The 18,639-nt window shown below is 50.1% G+C and carries 13 protein-coding genes; 11 read left to right on the top strand and 2 right to left on the bottom strand.

What is annotated here, in order from left to right:
* Positions 1-672: 672 nt before the first annotated feature.
* Positions 673-1,692, top strand: coding sequence for a hypothetical protein (locus K3T82_RS17485; protein WP_220194725.1), 1,020 nt, complete (start codon positions 673-675; stop codon positions 1,690-1,692).
* An 87-nt stretch (positions 1,693-1,779) separates the two neighbouring features.
* Here the strand turns inward: K3T82_RS17485 and K3T82_RS17490 are convergent, their stop codons facing one another.
* Entirely contained in the window at positions 1,780-3,390 is a 1,611-nt protein-coding gene (locus K3T82_RS17490) for a class I adenylate-forming enzyme family protein (RefSeq protein WP_220194726.1), read from the bottom strand.
* Positions 3,391-3,686: 296 nt separating this feature from the next.
* Here K3T82_RS17490 and K3T82_RS17495 point away from each other — a divergent pair, with 296 nt between their 5' ends.
* The 9 genes from K3T82_RS17495 to K3T82_RS17535 all read left to right on the top strand — a co-directional run bounded on the left by K3T82_RS17495 (position 3,687) and on the right by K3T82_RS17535 (position 15,988).
* Complete coding sequence (locus tag K3T82_RS17495; protein ID WP_220194727.1) at positions 3,687-5,294, top strand: GxGYxYP domain-containing protein; 1,608 nt, start codon at positions 3,687-3,689, stop codon at positions 5,292-5,294.
* Positions 5,291-6,430 carry a cytochrome P450 gene (locus K3T82_RS17500; RefSeq protein ID WP_220194728.1) on the top strand — a complete coding sequence of 380 codons (1,140 nt, stop codon included), beginning with the start codon at positions 5,291-5,293 and terminating at the stop codon, positions 6,428-6,430. The genes K3T82_RS17495 and K3T82_RS17500 overlap by 4 nt, the downstream gene beginning before the upstream one ends.
* A 253-nt stretch (positions 6,431-6,683) precedes the next feature.
* Positions 6,684-7,259: a hypothetical protein gene (locus K3T82_RS17505; RefSeq protein ID WP_220194729.1), complete on the top strand. Its 576-nt coding sequence runs from the start codon at positions 6,684-6,686 to the stop codon at positions 7,257-7,259.
* Positions 7,260-7,262: 3 nt separating this feature from the next.
* On the top strand, positions 7,263-9,536 hold the full coding sequence (locus tag K3T82_RS17510; protein WP_220194730.1) for a peptidase domain-containing ABC transporter: 2,274 nt from the start codon (positions 7,263-7,265) through the stop codon (positions 9,534-9,536).
* A gap of 374 nt (positions 9,537-9,910) precedes the next feature.
* Positions 9,911-10,354, top strand: coding sequence for a hypothetical protein (locus tag K3T82_RS17515; protein ID WP_220194731.1), 444 nt, complete (start codon positions 9,911-9,913; stop codon positions 10,352-10,354).
* Between the two features lie 213 nt (positions 10,355-10,567).
* Complete coding sequence (locus tag K3T82_RS17520; RefSeq protein ID WP_220194732.1) at positions 10,568-10,843, top strand: hypothetical protein; 276 nt, start codon at positions 10,568-10,570, stop codon at positions 10,841-10,843.
* A gap of 398 nt (positions 10,844-11,241) precedes the next feature.
* Entirely contained in the window at positions 11,242-11,529 is a 288-nt protein-coding gene (locus K3T82_RS17525) for a mersacidin/lichenicidin family type 2 lantibiotic (protein ID WP_220194733.1), read from the top strand.
* A gap of 637 nt (positions 11,530-12,166) precedes the next feature.
* Positions 12,167-12,496 (top strand): mersacidin/lichenicidin family type 2 lantibiotic, encoded by a 330-nt coding sequence (locus K3T82_RS17530; protein WP_220194734.1) that lies wholly within the window; start codon positions 12,167-12,169, stop codon positions 12,494-12,496.
* Between the two features lie 207 nt (positions 12,497-12,703).
* Positions 12,704-15,988, top strand: coding sequence for a type 2 lanthipeptide synthetase LanM family protein (locus tag K3T82_RS17535; RefSeq protein ID WP_220194735.1), 3,285 nt, complete (start codon positions 12,704-12,706; stop codon positions 15,986-15,988).
* A gap of 75 nt (positions 15,989-16,063) precedes the next feature.
* Here the strand turns inward: K3T82_RS17535 and K3T82_RS17540 are convergent, their stop codons facing one another.
* Positions 16,064-17,386, bottom strand: coding sequence for an IS4 family transposase (locus K3T82_RS17540; protein ID WP_220192805.1), 1,323 nt, complete (start codon positions 17,384-17,386; stop codon positions 16,064-16,066).
* Between the two features lie 319 nt (positions 17,387-17,705).
* Between K3T82_RS17540 and K3T82_RS17545 the strand changes: the two genes are divergently transcribed.
* Positions 17,706-18,353, top strand: a complete 648-nt coding sequence (locus tag K3T82_RS17545; protein ID WP_220194736.1) for a CHAP domain-containing protein — start codon at positions 17,706-17,708, stop codon at positions 18,351-18,353.
* Positions 18,354-18,639 lie beyond the last annotated feature (286 nt).

Genomic DNA, 18,639 nt, shown 5'->3' on the forward strand with positions numbered 1-18,639 from the left:
CGCGTTCACAGGTTGTCGCATAAGGAGTAAGCCTTCTAAAGTGTATGGGACATATTACCCTGTGTCAATATCGATGGATGATTATCTAGTATCCATGAAGTAGTCATGCAAGCACGCGAGTCATTAGCTCCAAGTTTCCGCTCGGCTTCTCTATCCTGAATAGATAGTAAAAATCGGATTTCAGGAGTGCTAGCGGATTCTGGTAAAGCAGGGATGGTTCTTGTAATTCGTAAATCGCCTCTTCCCTTCGAGTGTATCAATACTGGGAAGAAAGAAATCGCCAGGCACAATTTTGTTTAGCCTGGCTACGAGCGTATTGTCTCTTTCTATCTATAAAGTATACGTGAAACATCAGCGAAAGTTGTGCTTTCGCGTGAGGAAGGCGAAAATGAATTCTGTCTCCAGCGTCATTAACTATTTGGGCTAGGAACTAGGTGTACTGTCACCTGTTCTATAGGGTGTAAGAGGCGTAGAAAACGCTATTGCAGCGATCCCTCACATTTTACCATCTTCTTCCGAAAAATATTATAAGTAGGCGCTCAGCTTCAGCGAGTGTCGATGGTTTGCCACAATCCATGAAGGACGTTATAATCTGTGTGATGATGATATGGTAAGGGGTGTATGCCTCCTCTCCATGTCCCGATAGCGCACTTAAAGGATACATACGACCATATGCTGCAAACACTCCCACTAGTCCTATACATAGTCATGACTGAAGTCACAATTGGCTCAGTAAGTGTGCTGGTCTTTCTTGACTGGCGCAATGAGGTCAAACGTGGTTTCCTGGTCTCCTATGCCTTTATCTATCTGGCTCTGGCTGGACTTACCTATTTATTCCAGCAGAGCTTCGCGACCGCCGAGTTGCTCAATACCTACGGTTCACTCGATCATGCCTGGACAGGTTGGCAGACGCTCCCGCTGTTGCTCTTTTTCTTATTGATGATTCCCTATACCTTCATCCTTTTGCTGGATAAGAAGGCAGGTGTCGATGGAAAAGACGCGCACGCTAAAGCCGTAGAGGAGGCGGAGCAGGAGAATCAGACCGCGCCACGGCGTTCGATTCTGCGTGCGTTACGCCTGTTGAGCGGCGTCGCGACAGTCATTGTCGGATTGGTGACACTTCTCGTACTGGGAATGATCTTCCGTCCGCTCGCTTCAACCATCGCCGGAGGTGGCTTCACGGTCGCGGGATTCTTCGCTGCCGCTTTCGCTCTTGGTGGTGTCTTGACCGCGATGTGGCTGGGGCACTGGTACCTGGTGACGCCTGCGCTCTCTGGACGCCCGTTGCTCTTCTCGACCACTCTGGTGTTGCTCGCTATTATCGCGCAGATTATCTTCCTGCCACTTAGCGGTCCTACATCCGCGCGCGCGAATCAGCCTGCTCAGAGTCAGCAGAGCAGTGTGACCGCGACGCCAACGACACCCTCAACACCTTCCGTGACCGCGACGCAATCGCCCACCAATCTGGTGAAGCCCGCCGGGCAGCCAGTGATTACGCCCCTGGGAACTGATGCCATTGGCTGGCTTCGTATCCTGGTGAGCTTCGCGATGCCTCTGATACTGGGGGGACTTTCCTGGAAATTGATCCGTGACCGCTCCTTCCAGTCTGCTACTGGTATGCTCTACCTGGTCGTCGTCCTTACTCTGGCAGGTGAGATCATGGCTCGTGGCCTCTTCCTGATGGGCCTCTAGCTTCATATCCACATCAAGGAAGGCTGTCATTGAATATGACAGCCTTCTTGTCTTTCTCAGAAAATGTCAGGTTTCGCTGTGGTGAGCTTATTCCTGGGTAAGATGCGCGGCCTTTTCACGCTCTTTCAGGTCGCGCCGAAGAATCTTGCCCGAGGCTGTTTTGGGGAGGGCATCGATAGGCTCGACAAAGTGGAAACGCTTGTAGCCTGCTAGTTTACCGTTCGCGAAGCCCATGATCTCATCAGGAGTCGCGCTCTGACCGGGGCGTATGACGACAAAGCCTTTAACCAGTTCTCCGGCCTCGTCATCAGGCACGCCGATGACCGCTGCGTCCATAACCGCCGGGTGCTCCATGAGCAGTGATTCCAGTTCCGCTGGCGCGATACCAAAGCCCTTGTATTTGATCATCTCCTTTTTGCGGTCTACAATGTAGGTATAACCATCATCATCTAGATAACCAACATCGCCAGTATAGAGCCAGCCATTGCGTAGCGCGCGCGCTGTCTCTTCCTCCGCTTTCCAGTAGCCCTTCATTACCTGGGGACCTCGAATGACAATCTCGCCAGCTTCACCTCGTGGAAGTTCTTTCTCACCAGTTTCCAGGTCCATGATCTTGACCTCAGTGTTGTGAACTGGTAGGCCAACGCTGGTTGTGCGAACACAGGCCGGGTCCTTGGGTTGAGCGTGGGTCAGGGGTGAGGTCTCGGTCAGACCATAGCCCTGGATAACGGAAATTCCAGTTTTCTCGTTCAGGCGACGTGTCGGATCTACGGGTAATGGCGCGGCCCCTGAAAAGATGTATTTCACACTCTTTAGCTTGCCCAGATCGACAGGCGCATTGGCGAGAGCCAGGACCACAGGAGGTACCGTGAAGTAGTAAGTGACCTTGTGTCTCTCGCTGAGCTCCAATGATTGCATAAGATCGAAGCGCTCCATCTGTACCTGCGTTGCTCCACAGGCCAGGAAACTGCCCATGAGCATCACACCATAGATGTGATAAAAGGGCAGGAAGAGCAGCGCTACATCCTGAGGTGTGGTCTGGAGCGTGGTCGTAAACTGGAGATTGTTACAGGTGAGATTGCGGTGGGTGAGCATCGTACCCTTAGGCAGGCCTGTGGTACCAGAGGAATAGGGAAGTGAGAGCAGGTCATCTCCTGTTACGTCAGCGTGTTTCTGATAGACTGGCGATGATGAGTGTATAAGTTGACTCAAAGGGATCGCGTTGGGAAGCCCTTCGGGGGCCTGGCTTCCGGTGACAAAGATATGTTTGAGGTTGGGAAGCGATGTATGCTGGAGAGCCAGTTGGAGCATGGGTACCAGTTCGCGCTGAATTAAGAGCGCGGATGCCTCCGAGTTTTCAAGCTGGTAGGCTACTTCACGCTCTTTATATGCGGGATTCATCGGGCTGACGACCAGACCCAGGGACGCGGCAGCAATAAATGTTACCGTGTATTCAGGGCGGTTCGTTGTAAAGAGACAGATGCGCTCTCCTTTGCGCAAGCCTATGTCATGGAGACCGTTCGCGACACTATTGACCATTGAGAGGACTTCACGATACGTCAAATAGAGGTCGTGATAAATGATCGCGGTTCGCTCTGGATACTGTTCGGCGGCTTTTCGTAAGAGATGATCATAGGGGACATCAGGGAAGACTACTGGTGGACGAAAAAGTTCGGGAGCAACCATCCTGGTTTGCATAACGCGGCCATCCTTTCTCTTCAACTCAGCGTTGAGCGGTACGTAAAGGTATGAAAGGCTCTTATTTGGCGTCTGTTCCCATAGCCTGAGGGCTATTTGTTATGCAAGAAGAATACCATTAAACACGCATCATAATCAAGAAAAGATCTGCTGAGTTTGATGACATGAAGAAAGCTAATAAAAACTGTGCCTAGACGATAGAAGCTTCTAAAAGACATCTTTTGCGTTTTTGGGCTTACATGAGCCTGACGTTGGAATAATATTCGCGATACAATAGGAGAGAAGGAGGACGCTTTATGTCTACGCAACCCGTCAGCGTACGCGCGCGATTGCTTCAGTTGCGCGCCCTTTTTCAGCCACCGCGCCATCTGTTCATCGCTGATATAACCTCAGCCTCGCGCGATTTTCAGCTTGCCATTTCCACACTGGCAGGCCTGATCAATCGCCAGCGCCCCGAACTCTACCTGATCTATAATGATGATGCTCGCTTCTGGTTGCAACACGTGCCTGACTCCATTGAGCGCCAGCCTTTAGCTGCGCAGGGAAATGATGTCCTGGACGCGCTCATCCAGATCTATCGCGAGCGTCTTAAGGGTTTAGTTGTATTTGATCCTACTCGTCCCGATACGATCAACCTGGCGACGACGCTATCTGGCTTGCGTGATGGAATTGTGGTCTCGCCTGAACTGACGCGAAAGTTTCAAGATCGTTATCAGCTTCCTATTTTGGAGGATTTGCGTGCTTATGGCTGGAGCACCCGTCTTCAGATGTATCAGTGGGCCGCAAAGCAGATGCTCAAGGATTCCTCCAGACTCTTACTAGCGGGAGTATCCCCTGAGGGGTTCGCGCCATTACGCTCGCTCCTGGTCGCGACACGGTCTTTTGTCTACTGGCTGGATGCGCGCCGTTATTTACCTGAGCCTCAGGCGCATTGGCAGTCCGAGCGCTGCCTGATGAAAGATATTCTGGCAAGCTATCCTCCTGGTGTCTTGCATATGGGCTGGTTTATCAGTGAGGGAAGCGGGGTGCAATTGACCTCGCGCCAGGCGCAACTGGTCTATGCTTCGGACTATTCCCAGAATTTAGAAGTCTGGCTCTCATTACCTCTTGAAGCGATACCAGAATCTCTGCCCACGGCCCCTGCGGAAGAGGATGTGGTTCAACCAGCCGAGAAAAAAGTCTATCTCTCCTTTACGATCAGCGATGGTGATAACCTCCAATATTGCCAGCATCGTATGCTCCATCTCTGGCAGGACGAGGCGCGTGGGAGTCTCCCGCTAGGTTGGACGCTCTCGCCCGCGCTCCCCTATTTCGCGCCACCATTGGCGGCTTACTATCACCAAAGTAGGAGCATCAATGATGAACTGATTGCAGCCCCAAGTGGAGCGGGGTATATGTTTCCCTCGCGTTGGCCTACCACTCACCTGGATACCTTTTTGAGGGATACTCGCGCAATGATGGATGGTCTGGACATGACGACGCTGGAGGTCTTGGACACGGATCTGCTTCAGGGGTTGGGGATAGTACCATTTAGCCTTACGGGTATGGGCTTTACGCGTCGCCGCCTGCAACAGATCTTCGCGCGCTCGCTGTACGCGGAGAGAAGCGGAGGCATTTTAAGTGGTTCGGGTGCGCTCTGGGCTAACTGGCACCTCATTGGTACACACCCCTGGTATCAGAATGTTGGTTTGGTGATGAATGGCGAACAGGCGTTGCGCCTGATTACCACGACGGCGAGGATACGCTGCCAGCGCCCGCTCTATCTGAACCTCTATGTTCTGGCCTGGCAAGTGTCTCCAAGTATGCTTAAAGAAGTTGTGTCGCGCCTCGGTGGCGAGTACGAGGTCGTCTTACCGCGTGACCTCCTGGCAATGCTGGCCCGCGAAAAGATGAGGTCGTTATGAGGCAAGATGATCAGGAAGCATTGCCCCTGGATTGGTATCGGGAGATGCGCCAGTCGCATCCTGTGACCTATGATGATCGCGAGCAACAATGGATGGTCTTTCGTTATGCCGATGTCCGACGTGTGCTCTCGGAGCATGAGACTTTCTCATCCGAGGTCGAGTCGCATGGGCATACTCTCACGCCACTGGATGTCAGCTTGATCGCGCTTGATCCCCCGCGCCATCGGCACCTCCGAGCCCTCGTTACCCAGGTTTTTACGCCGCGTACCGTCGCGAGCCTGGAGCCCCGCCTGACCGCTCTGGTCAATGAACTGCTGGATCAACGGGTCGAGGCTGGAATGCTTGATGTCATCGATGATCTGGCCTATCCCCTGACCGTAACGATGATCGCTGAACTGCTGGGAATTCCTGTTCTGGATCGCGCTCATTTTCGACGCTGGTCTGACCAACTGGCAAGCATCGTCCCTTTCGATGGCACAAACTTCATGGGTGAGATGGAAGCGTATTTCTCGTGCCTGCTTGCCGAGCGTCGCCGCGCGCCCCAAGCCGATCTACTCTCGGCGCTCCAGACTGCCCAGATCGAAGGACAGTACCTCTCCAAGCTTGAGATCCTGGGTTTCTGTATTCTGCTCCTCGTCGCTGGCAACGTCACTACCACCCACTTGTTAGGCAATGCCTTCCTCTGTCTTGATGCCTTTCCCCAGGTGAGGGCGCATATAGAGGAGAGGCCGGATCAGATATTCTCTGTGCTCGAAGAGGTTCTGCGTTATCGCTCCCCGATCCGCTTTATGTTTCGGGTCGCGAAGAGGGACATTGTTCTAGGGGGACAAGACATTCTGGCTGGGCAATGGGTCACGGCCTGGCTTGCCTCGGCAAACCACGATGAAACGATTTTCCCTGACCCTGAGCGCTTTGATCCGCAGCGAAGTCCGAATCCTCACCTCTCCTTTGGGTATGGGATACATTATTGCCTGGGTGCTTCCCTGGCACGCCTGGAAAGCCGCATAGTTCTGGAGAGCATGGTGCGTCGCTTCGCATCCTTTCAGCGTTTACCTGGAAGTCGCCTGCAACCACTTTCAGCGCAGAGCTTTATGCAGGGTGTGCTGCATTTACCCATTATGTTTGCCTCGCGCTAAGATCCTTTGCCAGGGGTTGCATTGGCTCAAGCTCTGCGTCTCCATAGGATGAGGCTCACGATTTTGGAACATTGCCATGTGAATTGGTTAAAGTCTTTGATGATAGGGAATGAAAAGATACTTCTCTGCTACTATGTCTGCCAATAGCCTAAAAGCGCCAATAGGCGGAATATGTAAACAAATTTGGCAAGATTCTTATACTACATGTAGTAGGTTGAAACTCGTAGCTCTGTAGAAGAATTTAGAATGTTATATGTTAAGTTCCAATCATCCTGTATTTCGCAAGAATGCTATGCAGCATTATATGCGAGGCAGAGAAAAAGATACATTACCAGTATTCATTAATGTGCCCCTTTCGCTTGTGCTGTGGTTTCTGTTAGGCATCGTGCTGGCTACGGGATGTATTGCCTGGTATCAGCAGGTGCCGACCTTTGTGATCGCGAGTGGCGTTGTACTTGAGCAAAATCAGATGCAACATTTGACATCTGATCAGAGTAATGTTGCCTTGTTTGTTCCCTGGTCTCCGATGGAGAAACCCCAGGTTGGGCAGTCGGTTGCGTTGCGCTTTGGGTCTCATGGTGAGCAGGTCACGGGGCTCATAACGCGCGTAGAACATCAACAGAGTAACCCTGCATCGCTATGCCAAAAATTTGAGCTCAGTCAGGATTGTCTGCTCTTGATAAGGCAACCCTCCATCACGCTTTATGTCCGCGCGCAGGAATTGTCTCCTAGTGTCTATGCTGGCACTCCTATCACGGCTGATGTGCAGATAGGTTCGCAGCGTGTGCTCTCGCTTTTTCCTGGGATTGGGTGGCTAGCTGGAAGGTAGTGTATGAAAACGAAGCAACATAAACGTCAACAAACAGTTTCCTCTGCGCAAGAGGACCAGGAGTTGAGCCAGACGAAGCGTTCCCCCTGGCGGTTATGGAAGGGGCGTATAACCCCTCAACTCCAGGCCAATGAGATGGAGTGTGGTCTGACCTGCCTTGGTATGATCCTGAACTACTATGGTCGAAAGACTACCATCACCGAATTGCGCTCGCGTTTTGGTGTTGGTCGCGATGGTGTCTCTGCTCTTTCGATAGTCCGTGCGGCGCGTGATTATGGGTTGCGTGTCCGCGCTGTCTCACTTCAGAGTGATGACTTTAAAGCCATTACCTTGCCAGCCATTGTTCATTGGGAATTCAAGCATTTTCTCATAGTCGAAAAATGGAACAAGAACTATGTTGAGGTCGTTGATCCTGCCCAGGGACGACGACGCTTAACAAAAGAAGCCTTTGATGAGAGTTTTACGGGCATCGTAATAATGTTGGAGCCGGGAGTCGATTTTAGCCAGCAGGGGTCGACCTCTCCTCTCTCGCTAGTAAAGTACCTGGGGATGTTTATCAAGCAGACGCCGGGAACTCTTATGCAGGTCTTTGGCGCGTCCGTTCTGATGCAATCACTGGGATTGATCTTGCCGATACTGACTAAAGTCATTATGGACCAGATTCTGCCCTTTAAACTGGTCGATATGATGCAAATCATCGCCCTGGGTATGGTGCTGTTGCTCCTCTCACAAATCGTAGTCTCGCTCCTACGTGAATGGCTGCTGGTCTACTTGCGAGCGCGATTGGACACGCATATGATGTTGGGTCTCTTTGAGCATCTGATGTCGTTGCCATATAGCTTCTTTCAACAACGTTCAACCGGTGATCTGCTGAGTCGATTGACCAGTAATGTGACTATTCGCGAGGCGTTGAGTAATCAGCTTCTTTCTAGTATTCTGGATGGGTGCATGGTAATTGTCTATGTCTTCATCCTCTACTGGCAATCACCCGCGTTTTGTATAAGCACACTGGTCATTGGTCTGGTCCAGGTTGTGTTTGTTGTCGCGACCTACCCTGTGATGCGCAACATATCCAGGCAGGATCTTACAGCTCAGGGACGCTCACAAGGGTATCTGACGGAGACTGTGACCGGAATTGCGACCCTGAAAGCCGCAGGCGCGGAAGAGCATGCTTTAGAGCGTTGGGCCAACCTCTTTTTTACTCAATTAAATATCTCCACACGGCGTAGCTATGTCTCAGCAGTTGTCGGTACCACAATGACCACTCTGCGCTCACTTTCATCGTTACTTTTGCTCTGGATTGGCGCGCAGCAAGTACTAAATGGCTCCTTAAGTATTGGTACCATGCTGGCCCTCAACTCGCTGGCTACCTCATTTCTCGGCCCTCTGACATCGCTCGTAGGTAGTATGCAGCAATTGCAGAGCATTCAGGCCAACTTTGAGCGCATCTCAGACATTATTATTACTGAGCCAGAGCAGAATCGGCGGATAGTCGCTGTTCCACCCAGGTTAACCGGACGTATCCACCTGGAAGATGTAAGCTTCCGCTACAATGTCGGATCACCGGAGGTACTGCGGAATTTGAAGCTGACCATCAAATCGGGACAGAAGGTCGCCATTGTGGGCCGTACTGGTAGTGGGAAGAGTACTCTGGGCAAACTGATTCTAGGTCTTAACCTGCCCACAGGAGGCCACATTATCTATGATGGTATGCCATTGGAGTGCCTCAACTACCAGGAGGTGCGGCGTCAGTTTGGTGTTGTCTTGCAGGAATCAGCGGTCTTTAGTGGAACCATCGCGCAGAATATCCGCCTGAATGATCCAAAGCTTGACATGGAGCAGGTCATTAAAGCGGCGCGTTTGGCGGCCTTGCACGATGATATTATGAAGATGCCCATGAATTATGAGACCCATGTCGGAGAAGGTGGTAGTTCGCTTTCGGGCGGTCAACGCCAGCGCCTGGCGATAGCCCGTGCGATAGCCCATCGTCCCGCCATTCTGCTCTTCGATGAGGCTACAAGCGCGCTCGATATCGCTACGGAACAGCGTGTGGCAAGCAATATGCAATCACTTGCGTGTACCCAGATTATCATTGCGCACCGTCTCAGTACAATCTGTACGGCTGACCTGATCCTTGTGCTTGAGAATGGGACCATTGTTGAGCAGGGAACCCATGAGCAACTAGCCGCGCGCGGTGGCGCTTACTCAAACCTCATCCAATATCAGATTGAGCGCGAGGAGACACGTCCTATGAGCGCTATCTCAGTCAAGGGATAATAACCCTATCCGCAGATAATCTATATGTTTCCAGAAGCCCCTTTTTAGGGGCTTCTTTGTGCGTGTTGATGTGTTTAAATGCTCTTCTATCTGCTGAGTATACTCTGAAAGTGACGAGGGGTAATGGTTGCGTGGTAAGTTGAGAAAGCACTGAGGCAATATATAGCCTTCGCTAAAAATGTGTTGATCGGTAGCAGACCTGCCGAAGCGATCAAAGCTCAGCGTTACAATGAGATCTTCTAATTAGAAGAAAGGACAGCAGGCTATGATGTATAACAGTGCACAGATCAAGAATGTAGAAGATGTGGAAACTGTCTCACTAGAGAGCGTCGTGAATAGCTTAGGGCTGAGTGATAGAGCTCTGGAGCAAGTTTGTGGCACTGGCGGTTATGGTGGCTATGGTGGCTATGGTGGTTATGGTGGCTATGGCGGCTGCGGCTGCGGAAAGGGTCATAAAGGAGGAGGTTATGGAGGAGGTTATGGAGGAGGCCATGGAGGAGGCCATGGAGGAGGTTATGGAGGAGGTTATGGAGGTTATGGAGGTTACGGAGGTTACGGAGGTTATGGAGGTTACGGAGGTTATGGAGGCGGCTGGGGCTACTAGGCGGAGATCATCTCTCCAGGGACTGTGTATATATAAGGTACAGCAAGGTACGCAGAGGGACAATGCCCCTCTGCGTACTTTTATTTCCTTGTATCGTCAAGCATGGATGTGCAAACGATATTTGCTTGTCCAGGATAATGCATTTTATAGGGAGGGAAGAAATAAGCATATAGAAAAAACGTGCAGGAATGAAAAGGAAGATTATTATAAATAATAAATATCTCTTTTAGGGTATGTAATACTAAAAACAGGTAACCAATCCAATACGTGAAGTGCGGATGAGTGAGTGACACAGCAGTATGCTACATGAGAGTTATGAATGTAAGTGTGATATGGCAGTCCTCTTCTCTACCTATAATTTTTTCTTCACTGAAGGGTACCAAATTACGAGTAACAACAAATGGTTATGTGAAAGGATGAAACACGTATGAAACAAGAGCGCATTAATCTGGAAGCTGAACTGATCGCTGGTACAACTGAGCTGAGTGATGCCGAACTGGCAATCGTCGAAGGTGGTTGGGGTGGCTATGGTGGCTATGGCAAGGGTTATGGCGGCTACGGCTTTGGTGGATACGGGTACGGGCGCAACAGGTTTATCAATAACTTCTCATTCTCCAGCACCACCAACATCGGCGGGGCCATTGGCATTGGGACCCTCGGTGGCTTCAACTGCAATTCTTTTGGCAATACCTTCATCGGCTAGTCAGAAGTGAGATAACCTCTATCCTCTTGCTGAAAGGCAAAAGGATAGAGGTTGGGGTACCATACAAACTTATTCGTCAGTATCAACAGTAGAAGCCTACCCTTGAGCAGGCTTCTACTGCTTTTGTGTAAGGCGCATTATGAGCGAAAAAGCAAATAATGTGTATCTGTATAAAAGAATAAAATGCAATAGTGTTTTTACATTTATTATATATTATAATTTGCACAATGTGTACAATAGAAACAGGCGCTTCAAGAAAGATGTATATGGAACCTTTGAGAATACATCTTCTGTTAGGGATATGAAGAGAGTAGAGAGGTCAAATTTGCAAGAATGCACTCTACACACATTAGTCAGGCGCCACGAACAGGTTGAAGCAACGAAAGGAATATACAGCAATGCAGTATGATATTGTTCGCGCGTGGAAAGACGAAGAATACAACCAGAGCATGCCCCAGCAGGCGGAGAATCCAGTAGGATATGCCGAGCTGAGCGACGCTGACCTGGAGTTGATGTCGGGTTGTGGCGAAGGAGCTCCCGGCAAGTCTATTGTGCAGGGGGAGAAAGCGGATAACGAGGTCATAAACAATTTCTCCTTTAAGAAAAAGACAAATGCCGGCCTTATAATCATTGACCTTACTTTGGTCGATCTCTCCTGCGCAATGTTTAACAACGTCTACTTCTAGAAGATAGAGCGTACTTTGGCTATTTTATAAGTACGCAGTGTATTCTCATTTACAGAGAAAAGACAATCTTAACCCTTCCAAGCTCTATGTGCCGACTTCAAGAGCGCATCTAAAGCAAGGAAGGGTTTTTTACATCCGAAAATCGGCCCTCAATTAAGCATGCTAAATTTGTATTCATTACTCCTCTGGCACTGGTTTTATAACGAGAACTCGCGGGCAATTTCAAGGAATATATCTAGATTTTTTGGCAATTGATCAGGATGATGGCCCAGATCAAAGTTGAGGATTTGGGATAAATGCCTATAAAAGATGTATATTCATAAAGTAGTGATTGTATATGAAGTAGCCAGTAGGGCTTTGCTAGTATTGATTATAGGGAGTATTAACTTAAATATTATTCATAGAGATATGGCTTTGTATCGATAGTATAGTGGTAATAGGTCGCTCGAAGAAAAGAAACAATTTTGAGAGACGATGACATATTCTCATAGCATCTATGTGAAATGCAGGTAGTCTTCTGAGGATCTTATTACGAAGATCGATATGCTAGCAGAGCTAGCGTTAAGGTTTTCGAGTAAAGAGCAATAAAAATTGGAACCTTGTTTTGTGAGCACCTATAAATTAAAAAAGTTTTTACATGAAAGGTAATATTGAAATGCAGTATGATATCGTTCGCGCTTGGAAAGATGAAGAGTATCGTCAGGGTTTGAGCCAGGAACAGCAGGAAATGCTTCCTGAGAGCCCCGCTGGCATTGTTGACCTAGGTGATGATGCGCTGGATACCGTCAGCGGTGGTTGCGGCTTCCGCCGCGGCGTCCGTGACGTTGCTGGTTTAAACCACGAGGAGTACTATGGTAACATCTCCTTCAACGGTACATCAGCCACCGGTATCCTGAACGGCGTTGCTAATGTTTGTGCCTACTCACTGATCGCTGTTGGTTCCTGCAACTACACCAACGAATTCTAATCTTATAGCGCGGCATAAGCCTGCATAGGATTACACGCTTTTCTCGGAAGAGAGTTGGGGCTCTAACCCTAGCTCTCTTCCGTATTTTTTTGCTCTACATCGTGATATAGAAAATCATTTTGAGCAAAAAATATAATTTAATAGTAGGAACGTAGTTAGTGCTAAAAACAAAGTATGTATCAGGAAATACTTTAAAGGTGTATATTGATGGACACGAAAGAAAAATCAACTACCCCAGTAAAGCCGCAAGATAGATACAAAAGCGCGAACTGGTATCGTGCGCTAACGCTTGCGGAGCGCGTGGCTCTGCTGACCAGTAACAACCAGTTGTTTGACGCATCGATACCGATTAGCGAGCAATCTCGCCAACGCCTGGGACGCTGGAAGGAACAGCGCCCATTTAATGAGGGGACCTATTTCGAGCAACGTTTAGCGCTGATGGGCCTAAATGAAGAGCAGTTTCTACAGTTAATTAATCTTCCCCCTGAGGTACTACAGGCCAGTAGTGCTGGCATTCCTGAATGGCTACGTTGGCTATTCTCTGTTTTTCAAGATGGACGCCTTCCTGATAAGGAGATGGTGCAGGCGCTTGATGATGAGCAGAACGCGATGTCCCGGTCGTTTCTGGCTGCGTTGGTGCCTCTCCTCAGTAAGTCATGGAAAGATCTCCAGGCTGGTATCGATCAGTTAGAGCAGCGTTATACGCATCTTCCTTTCGATAGAAAGCAGATTTCTGCCACCATCTTCGCGAATTTACCCTCATTGCTGCTGCATAAAGCGGGTAAGACATTCATTCTTGAGCTCAATGTAGCGCGTGTACAGGGACAACTTCAAGGAGATACACCAGAGCAACGTTTCCAGAGTTTCATTCGACGGCTATGTAAGAAAGAGCATATGTTGGATTTCCTTGAGGAGTATGCAGTCCTGGCCCGCTTGCTCGTTGAGGGGTGTATGAGCTGGCTAGAAACACAACTAGAGTTGCTGGAGCGGATCTGTCTCGATTGGGAAGTTATTCGTGAGACATTCTGTCCTGATACTGATCCTGGCATATTGGTTGAGATCCAGAGCGGCAAAGGAGATACACACCGAGGTGGGCGTAGCGTCGCGACCCTGCGCTGGAACTCTGGTTTTCACCTCGTATACAAACCTCGTTCATTCGCGACTGACATTCATTTTAAGAACATTCTGTCCTGGTTAAACGAGAAGGGCTTTCAGCCGGAGTTTCGCTCCCTGAAGATGCTTGATCGAGGGACTTATGGCTGGGTTGAGTTTATTTCGCCATCCCCATGTAACTCTGTCGAGGATGTCGAACGTTTCTATAAGCGCCAGGGAGGCTATCTAGCGTTACTCTATGCGTTGCACGCAGGTGATTTCCATGCTGACAATCTGATCGCCTGTGGCGAGCATCCTTTCTTGATAGACCTTGAAGTGCTATTTTTGCCCCAGGTGAAGGAACTGCCTCGCGATGAAACTTCGGAGACAGAAGAACCTGAACTCGATGCTCCACCCCATACTGTGCTGCATGTAGGGATGCTCCCCAATCGAATCTGGTCTGGCGATGACAATGCTGGCGTTGATATTAGCGCCCTGGGAGGCAAGTCCGGTCAGCTTTCGCCCGTACCAGTTGCTGTTGTGCAAGGGGCTGGAACCGATGAGATGCGAATTGAACATGAGCGCCTCGGTATGGTTCTGGGCCAGAATCTACCCACACTTCAGAATGAGGCGATTGATGTCGCGGCCTACAGTGGATGCCTGGTCGCAGGCTTTGCCGATGTGTATCGTCTGATGCTGGCACATCGCGAAGAGTTCCAAACACGGCTTATTACTCAGTTCGCTGAGGTTGAGGTACGCTGCCTGCCGCGTAACACACAGTTGTATGATGTTGTGTTGGAGCATAGTTATCATCCAAATATGTTGCGTGATGCTCTGGAGCGAGATCGTTTGTTTGATCGCCTCTGGTTCAATACCAATGAAATTTCGCAACTGAAGCCACTCTTTAACGACGAGGTCGCGGACCTCTGGGAGGGAGATATTCCCTTCTTCTACACGGGCGCATCGACACACAATCTCTACAACGGTCACGGAGGATGCATACCAGAGTTTTTTGAGCGATCTGGTATTGAGTTGGTCCAGGAGATTGTGACTTCGCTGAATGAAGCCGACCTGGAACGCCAGTGCTGGATTACGCGCTCAACCTTTATTAATCTGGGTTTGCCGAGCAAGAATTTATATCCATCCTTAAAGTTTGAGCCAACAACCGAGCCCTATAGCCGCGAGCGTGTTCTTGCTACCGCGTTGGCTGCAGGTGATCGCCTCTTAGTGCTCAAGCTAGAAAATGGGGAGTTCCTTGACTGGCTCAGCATTGCTACACGCGGCGCGAATAGATGGGGCCTTTATCCCTCTGACATTGACCTATACAATGGGCAAGCAGGTATTATCTTCTATCTCGCCTATCTAGGAAACCTTACGGGTGAAGAGAAATATAGTGTCGTCGCCAAACATGCCCTGCGTATGCTGCGCCGCCAGGTAAAATACCGTTTACAGCAAGATCAACGCGTCAATATTGGCGGGTATAGCGGAATCGGCGCGTATGTCTACCTGCTGTCACATTTGGGAACGCTTTGGAATGATCCAGCCCTGTTTGCAGAGGCGGAGAAATATGTTGAGACTCTGGCGCAGGAAGTGCGTCAGGATGAAATGTATGACATGATGGGTGGAGCCGCTGGTTGTATCGCGGCATTGTTAAGCCTGTACCATGCGCATCCATCAGAGGCAACATTAGCAGCTGCCCGAATCTGTGGTGAGCGCCTGCTTGAGAAGAGCACACCGCAGGAAGCCGGTATTGGTTGGATTACAGCTCAGGAGACAGTTGCGCTAGCCGGTATGGCACATGGGAACGCTGGAATTGCGCTCAACCTTCTACGGCTGGCACATGCGACCGGGGATCAGCGCTTTACCGATGCGGCCTTACAGGCTTTTGCGTATGAGCGATACCTCTTTTCTCCTGAGATGAAGAATTGGCCTGATTTGCGGACAGGAGGAGAGAAGCTTAGCAAACAGGACATGTATAGAATGACTGTCTGGTGCCATGGTGCCGCTGGCATTGCCCTGGCGCGTATGGGATGCTTACGCTACCATGATGATGAGGCCATACGCCAGGAGATTGAGACTGGCTTGCAGACCACGTTAGCGAAGGGGCTGGGGAATAGCCATTCTCTGTGTCACGGCGATCTAGGAAACATCGATATTCTGCTTACCGCGACCGAGGTACTGGGAGGTACTGAATATCTGAGCCGTGTTGAGAGTGCCACACCTAAACTGCTTGACTCGATTGCCCGGCAGGGATGGGTTAGCGGTGGACCGATGGGCCTGGAAACACCCGGTATGATGCTCGGGCTGTCTGGGGCTGGCTATACATGGTTACGCCTAGCCTTCCCTGGGCGTGTTCCCTCTGTCCTGCTCTTAGAGCCGCCTATCGTGAAAACGAAGTAGCGCATTAGAGAATAAACCCCTCTGGTAGAAAGTGGTTCGTCTATGAGGTAAGCCACTGCCGGAGGGGCATAGGCGTCAAGTTAAGCCCCAGTAAACCCCATCAAGAAGTTGATGGGAGGTACTGGGGCGCGTACTTCGAGCGGGGATGGAAGCGCTTCCCAACAACGCTTCACGGATACATGCAAGGGCTTGAGAAAGAGGGATATATCCACGAATGCCGAGAACCAAGAGCGAGAGTTGATCTCGAAAGAGATCAGCACAGAGCATCCAATTACGGTGAGGATCATCCCAACAACTCTCAAGGAGAACCCAATGTTCCACGAGCATAGCGATCAGCTTAGCATAGAACTCACAAAGAATATGGTCGGGAAGCTGGCTGCTCCATTCATCCACATGCCCATGACTCTTCCAGAGCTTGAAGAGCAATTCCACCTGCCAACGCGCCCGAAACAGCAGGAGTGCTTCTTCTGCTGAGAGGCGTTCCACAGGCGCATTGGTAACAATCAAGGTCCAGCGAGCAAGGGCAAGAGCATGTGAGGAGGGCACATGCCCTTGCTTGTTGGCCTTGTCCAGCAGATGCTCACGGCGTTTCTGAGCTACCTCATCAGAGACAGGTAAGGCAATAATCCGCGCATTGAGCCAGAGGGAGCGAATGGAGCCTAAACGGACCGAAAGATCAATGACTGTGTCGGTCAAAGCGGACAAGTGAGATGCCAAATCCAAGCGTTGCCCCTCGGGTGTACTCACGGCCAAATTGCCTCGTGGGCGAATGACAAAAACGACCCCTTGTTGGTCCATCTGACGCAACTGCTTGAGGGAGTAATAGGCAGCATCTGCCACCCACACACTGCCTTGCCCGCAAGGCAGTGTGTGGGTGCTCGTTCGGCTATCATGATCACGTCCCTGATGGAGTGCTGGCCCGTCCAACCTGCCACTGCGCAGATCCCAGCGCACGCCGAGTTTGACAGCCGATGGAGATGCATTCCCTCCGCTTCCTTTCCAGAGCCAGGCGAGAGCCGATGGCAATTCAATACAGGTAGTATCTTCGAGGAGAACTGCAGGGAAACGAGCTAGGAGCCCAACAGATAAAGAAGACGTTAGAAGGAGCGTGTGAACTGCTTGCTGTAACACGCTCAAGAGCCAATGCGCTGTGTTCTTTGTCAAGCGTTCAAAGATTGCTTGTTTACTCACTCTCACCCCCACCGAGTGCGCAAAGCGGGCCAGTTGACTGGGACCAGCTAATGGATGTTTCAGCCAGCCAAAGACGAGTAAAAGCAGCAAGGTGCTCGCAGAAAAGCAACGATGACGGACAATCAATCCTTGTTCTTGAGCCAAACGAGGCGCATCTTTATAGATCAATTCCTCTAAGGCCTGGCACAAGGGTGCTATACTTTTCATAGAAAAGCTCCTGTTTCTGATAGCAGTTTGCCTACTTCTATCATGACACAGGAGCTTTTACTTGTCAGGTTGAGATCTCTTCTCTTAACTTGACGCCTATGGTAAGCCACTGCCGGAGGGGTTCTTTTCACCTTTATTCTAAAGAGAAGTTTTGGCTGGAAATACGCACAATTAGGAGGGCCAAGAGAGATAGCTCTGTACATTGGAATGCATATTTTTGCGATCATTAGTATAGTATCTGTAGGCGTGCCTTTTCCAGGTCTGATCGTCATTAAGGTGCCTGGCTGATTGGAGTAGCGCGCTCTCACAAGTATTCTCCTTGGTCTTATGCGAAAACCAACGCCGCAGCCGTGCCCCCGAATGGGGGTCGCGGCTAGTGCTGACTCCCATGGGGGCACGGCGCATTCAGGTTTCCGAGCATGGAGTATTTGAAACGGTGGAAGAGGAAATAGTGTTAACGCATCTAAAAAGCTGGAAGCCATTTCAGCGAAGCAGCAGAGCGTGGTCGGCGGTGCGTGTGTGTGCGGCGGTAGTGTTGGTATCGTTCGCTATCGTTGTTGCATTGGGCGTAAACATGTATACTATGCAAACAGCCCCGAAGGCGCATGCCGATTATGATGGGGATTATAATGCATATCCCTACGGGGAGTGCACATGGTTTGCCAATGAGCGCTTCCATGATATTTACGGTTATTATGTTCCCTGGCATATTGGAAATGCCAATGAGTGGGTGGATCAAGCCTATAATTATGGCTGGCAAGTCTCCTCGACTCCTTCACTGTATTCCCTGATAGTGCTTCAGGATGGTGTGCAAGGGGCAACAGGATATGGACATGTGGCGATGGTTGAACAAATTGAAAGCGATGGCACGATAATTGCCAGCTCTATGAATGCCGGCGCGGGTTGGGGGTCTTCCTCTGACGAAGAATATTGGTCTGGTCCAGGGGTGGCATTTATCAAACCATGACGCCTATATCTTACCCAATTTTGAGTATCATTGCTTGAAAAAAACAAACTGCGCTTGCTTCCTTTCGCTAGAGGTAAGAGAGTGTGAGCATCATTTGCGATTGCCCTATCCGCGAACGATGCTCACACTCTCTTACTCTTGGATGTCGTAGGAGTGACGATTCCACGCTTTAGTTGCACTCTGAAAAAGTTTTCGCATAAAATAAAGGAATATGAAACGACACGCCTCCTGAATGGAAGGTTGGCTTGAGCCTGCTATATGCATGAGAAACCGTTCAATGTTGAAC

Source organism: Ktedonospora formicarum, from assembly GCF_016587355.1.
Taxonomy (GTDB): Bacteria; Chloroflexota; Ktedonobacteria; order Ktedonobacterales; family Ktedonobacteraceae; genus Ktedonobacter; species Ktedonobacter formicarum.

What these genes read in the sequence shown, in the direction of transcription:
- K3T82_RS17485 (WP_220194725.1), top strand. Translation starts at nt 673, where the DNA reads ATGCTGCAAACACTCCCACTAGTCCTATACATAGTCATGACTGAAGTC.
- K3T82_RS17490 (WP_220194726.1), bottom strand. Translation starts at nt 3,390, where the DNA reads ATGCAAACCAGGATGGTTGCTCCCGAACTTTTTCGTCCACCAGTAGTC.
- K3T82_RS17495 (WP_220194727.1), top strand. Translation starts at nt 3,687, where the DNA reads ATGTCTACGCAACCCGTCAGCGTACGCGCGCGATTGCTTCAGTTGCGC.
- K3T82_RS17500 (WP_220194728.1), top strand. Translation starts at nt 5,291, where the DNA reads ATGAGGCAAGATGATCAGGAAGCATTGCCCCTGGATTGGTATCGGGAG.
- K3T82_RS17505 (WP_220194729.1), top strand. Translation starts at nt 6,684, where the DNA reads ATGTTAAGTTCCAATCATCCTGTATTTCGCAAGAATGCTATGCAGCAT.
- K3T82_RS17510 (WP_220194730.1), top strand. Translation starts at nt 7,263, where the DNA reads ATGAAAACGAAGCAACATAAACGTCAACAAACAGTTTCCTCTGCGCAA.
- K3T82_RS17520 (WP_220194732.1), top strand. Translation starts at nt 10,568, where the DNA reads ATGAAACAAGAGCGCATTAATCTGGAAGCTGAACTGATCGCTGGTACA.
- K3T82_RS17525 (WP_220194733.1), top strand. Translation starts at nt 11,242, where the DNA reads ATGCAGTATGATATTGTTCGCGCGTGGAAAGACGAAGAATACAACCAG.
- K3T82_RS17530 (WP_220194734.1), top strand. Translation starts at nt 12,167, where the DNA reads ATGAAAGGTAATATTGAAATGCAGTATGATATCGTTCGCGCTTGGAAA.
- K3T82_RS17535 (WP_220194735.1), top strand. Translation starts at nt 12,704, where the DNA reads ATGGACACGAAAGAAAAATCAACTACCCCAGTAAAGCCGCAAGATAGA.
- K3T82_RS17540 (WP_220192805.1), bottom strand. Translation starts at nt 17,386, where the DNA reads ATGAAAAGTATAGCACCCTTGTGCCAGGCCTTAGAGGAATTGATCTAT.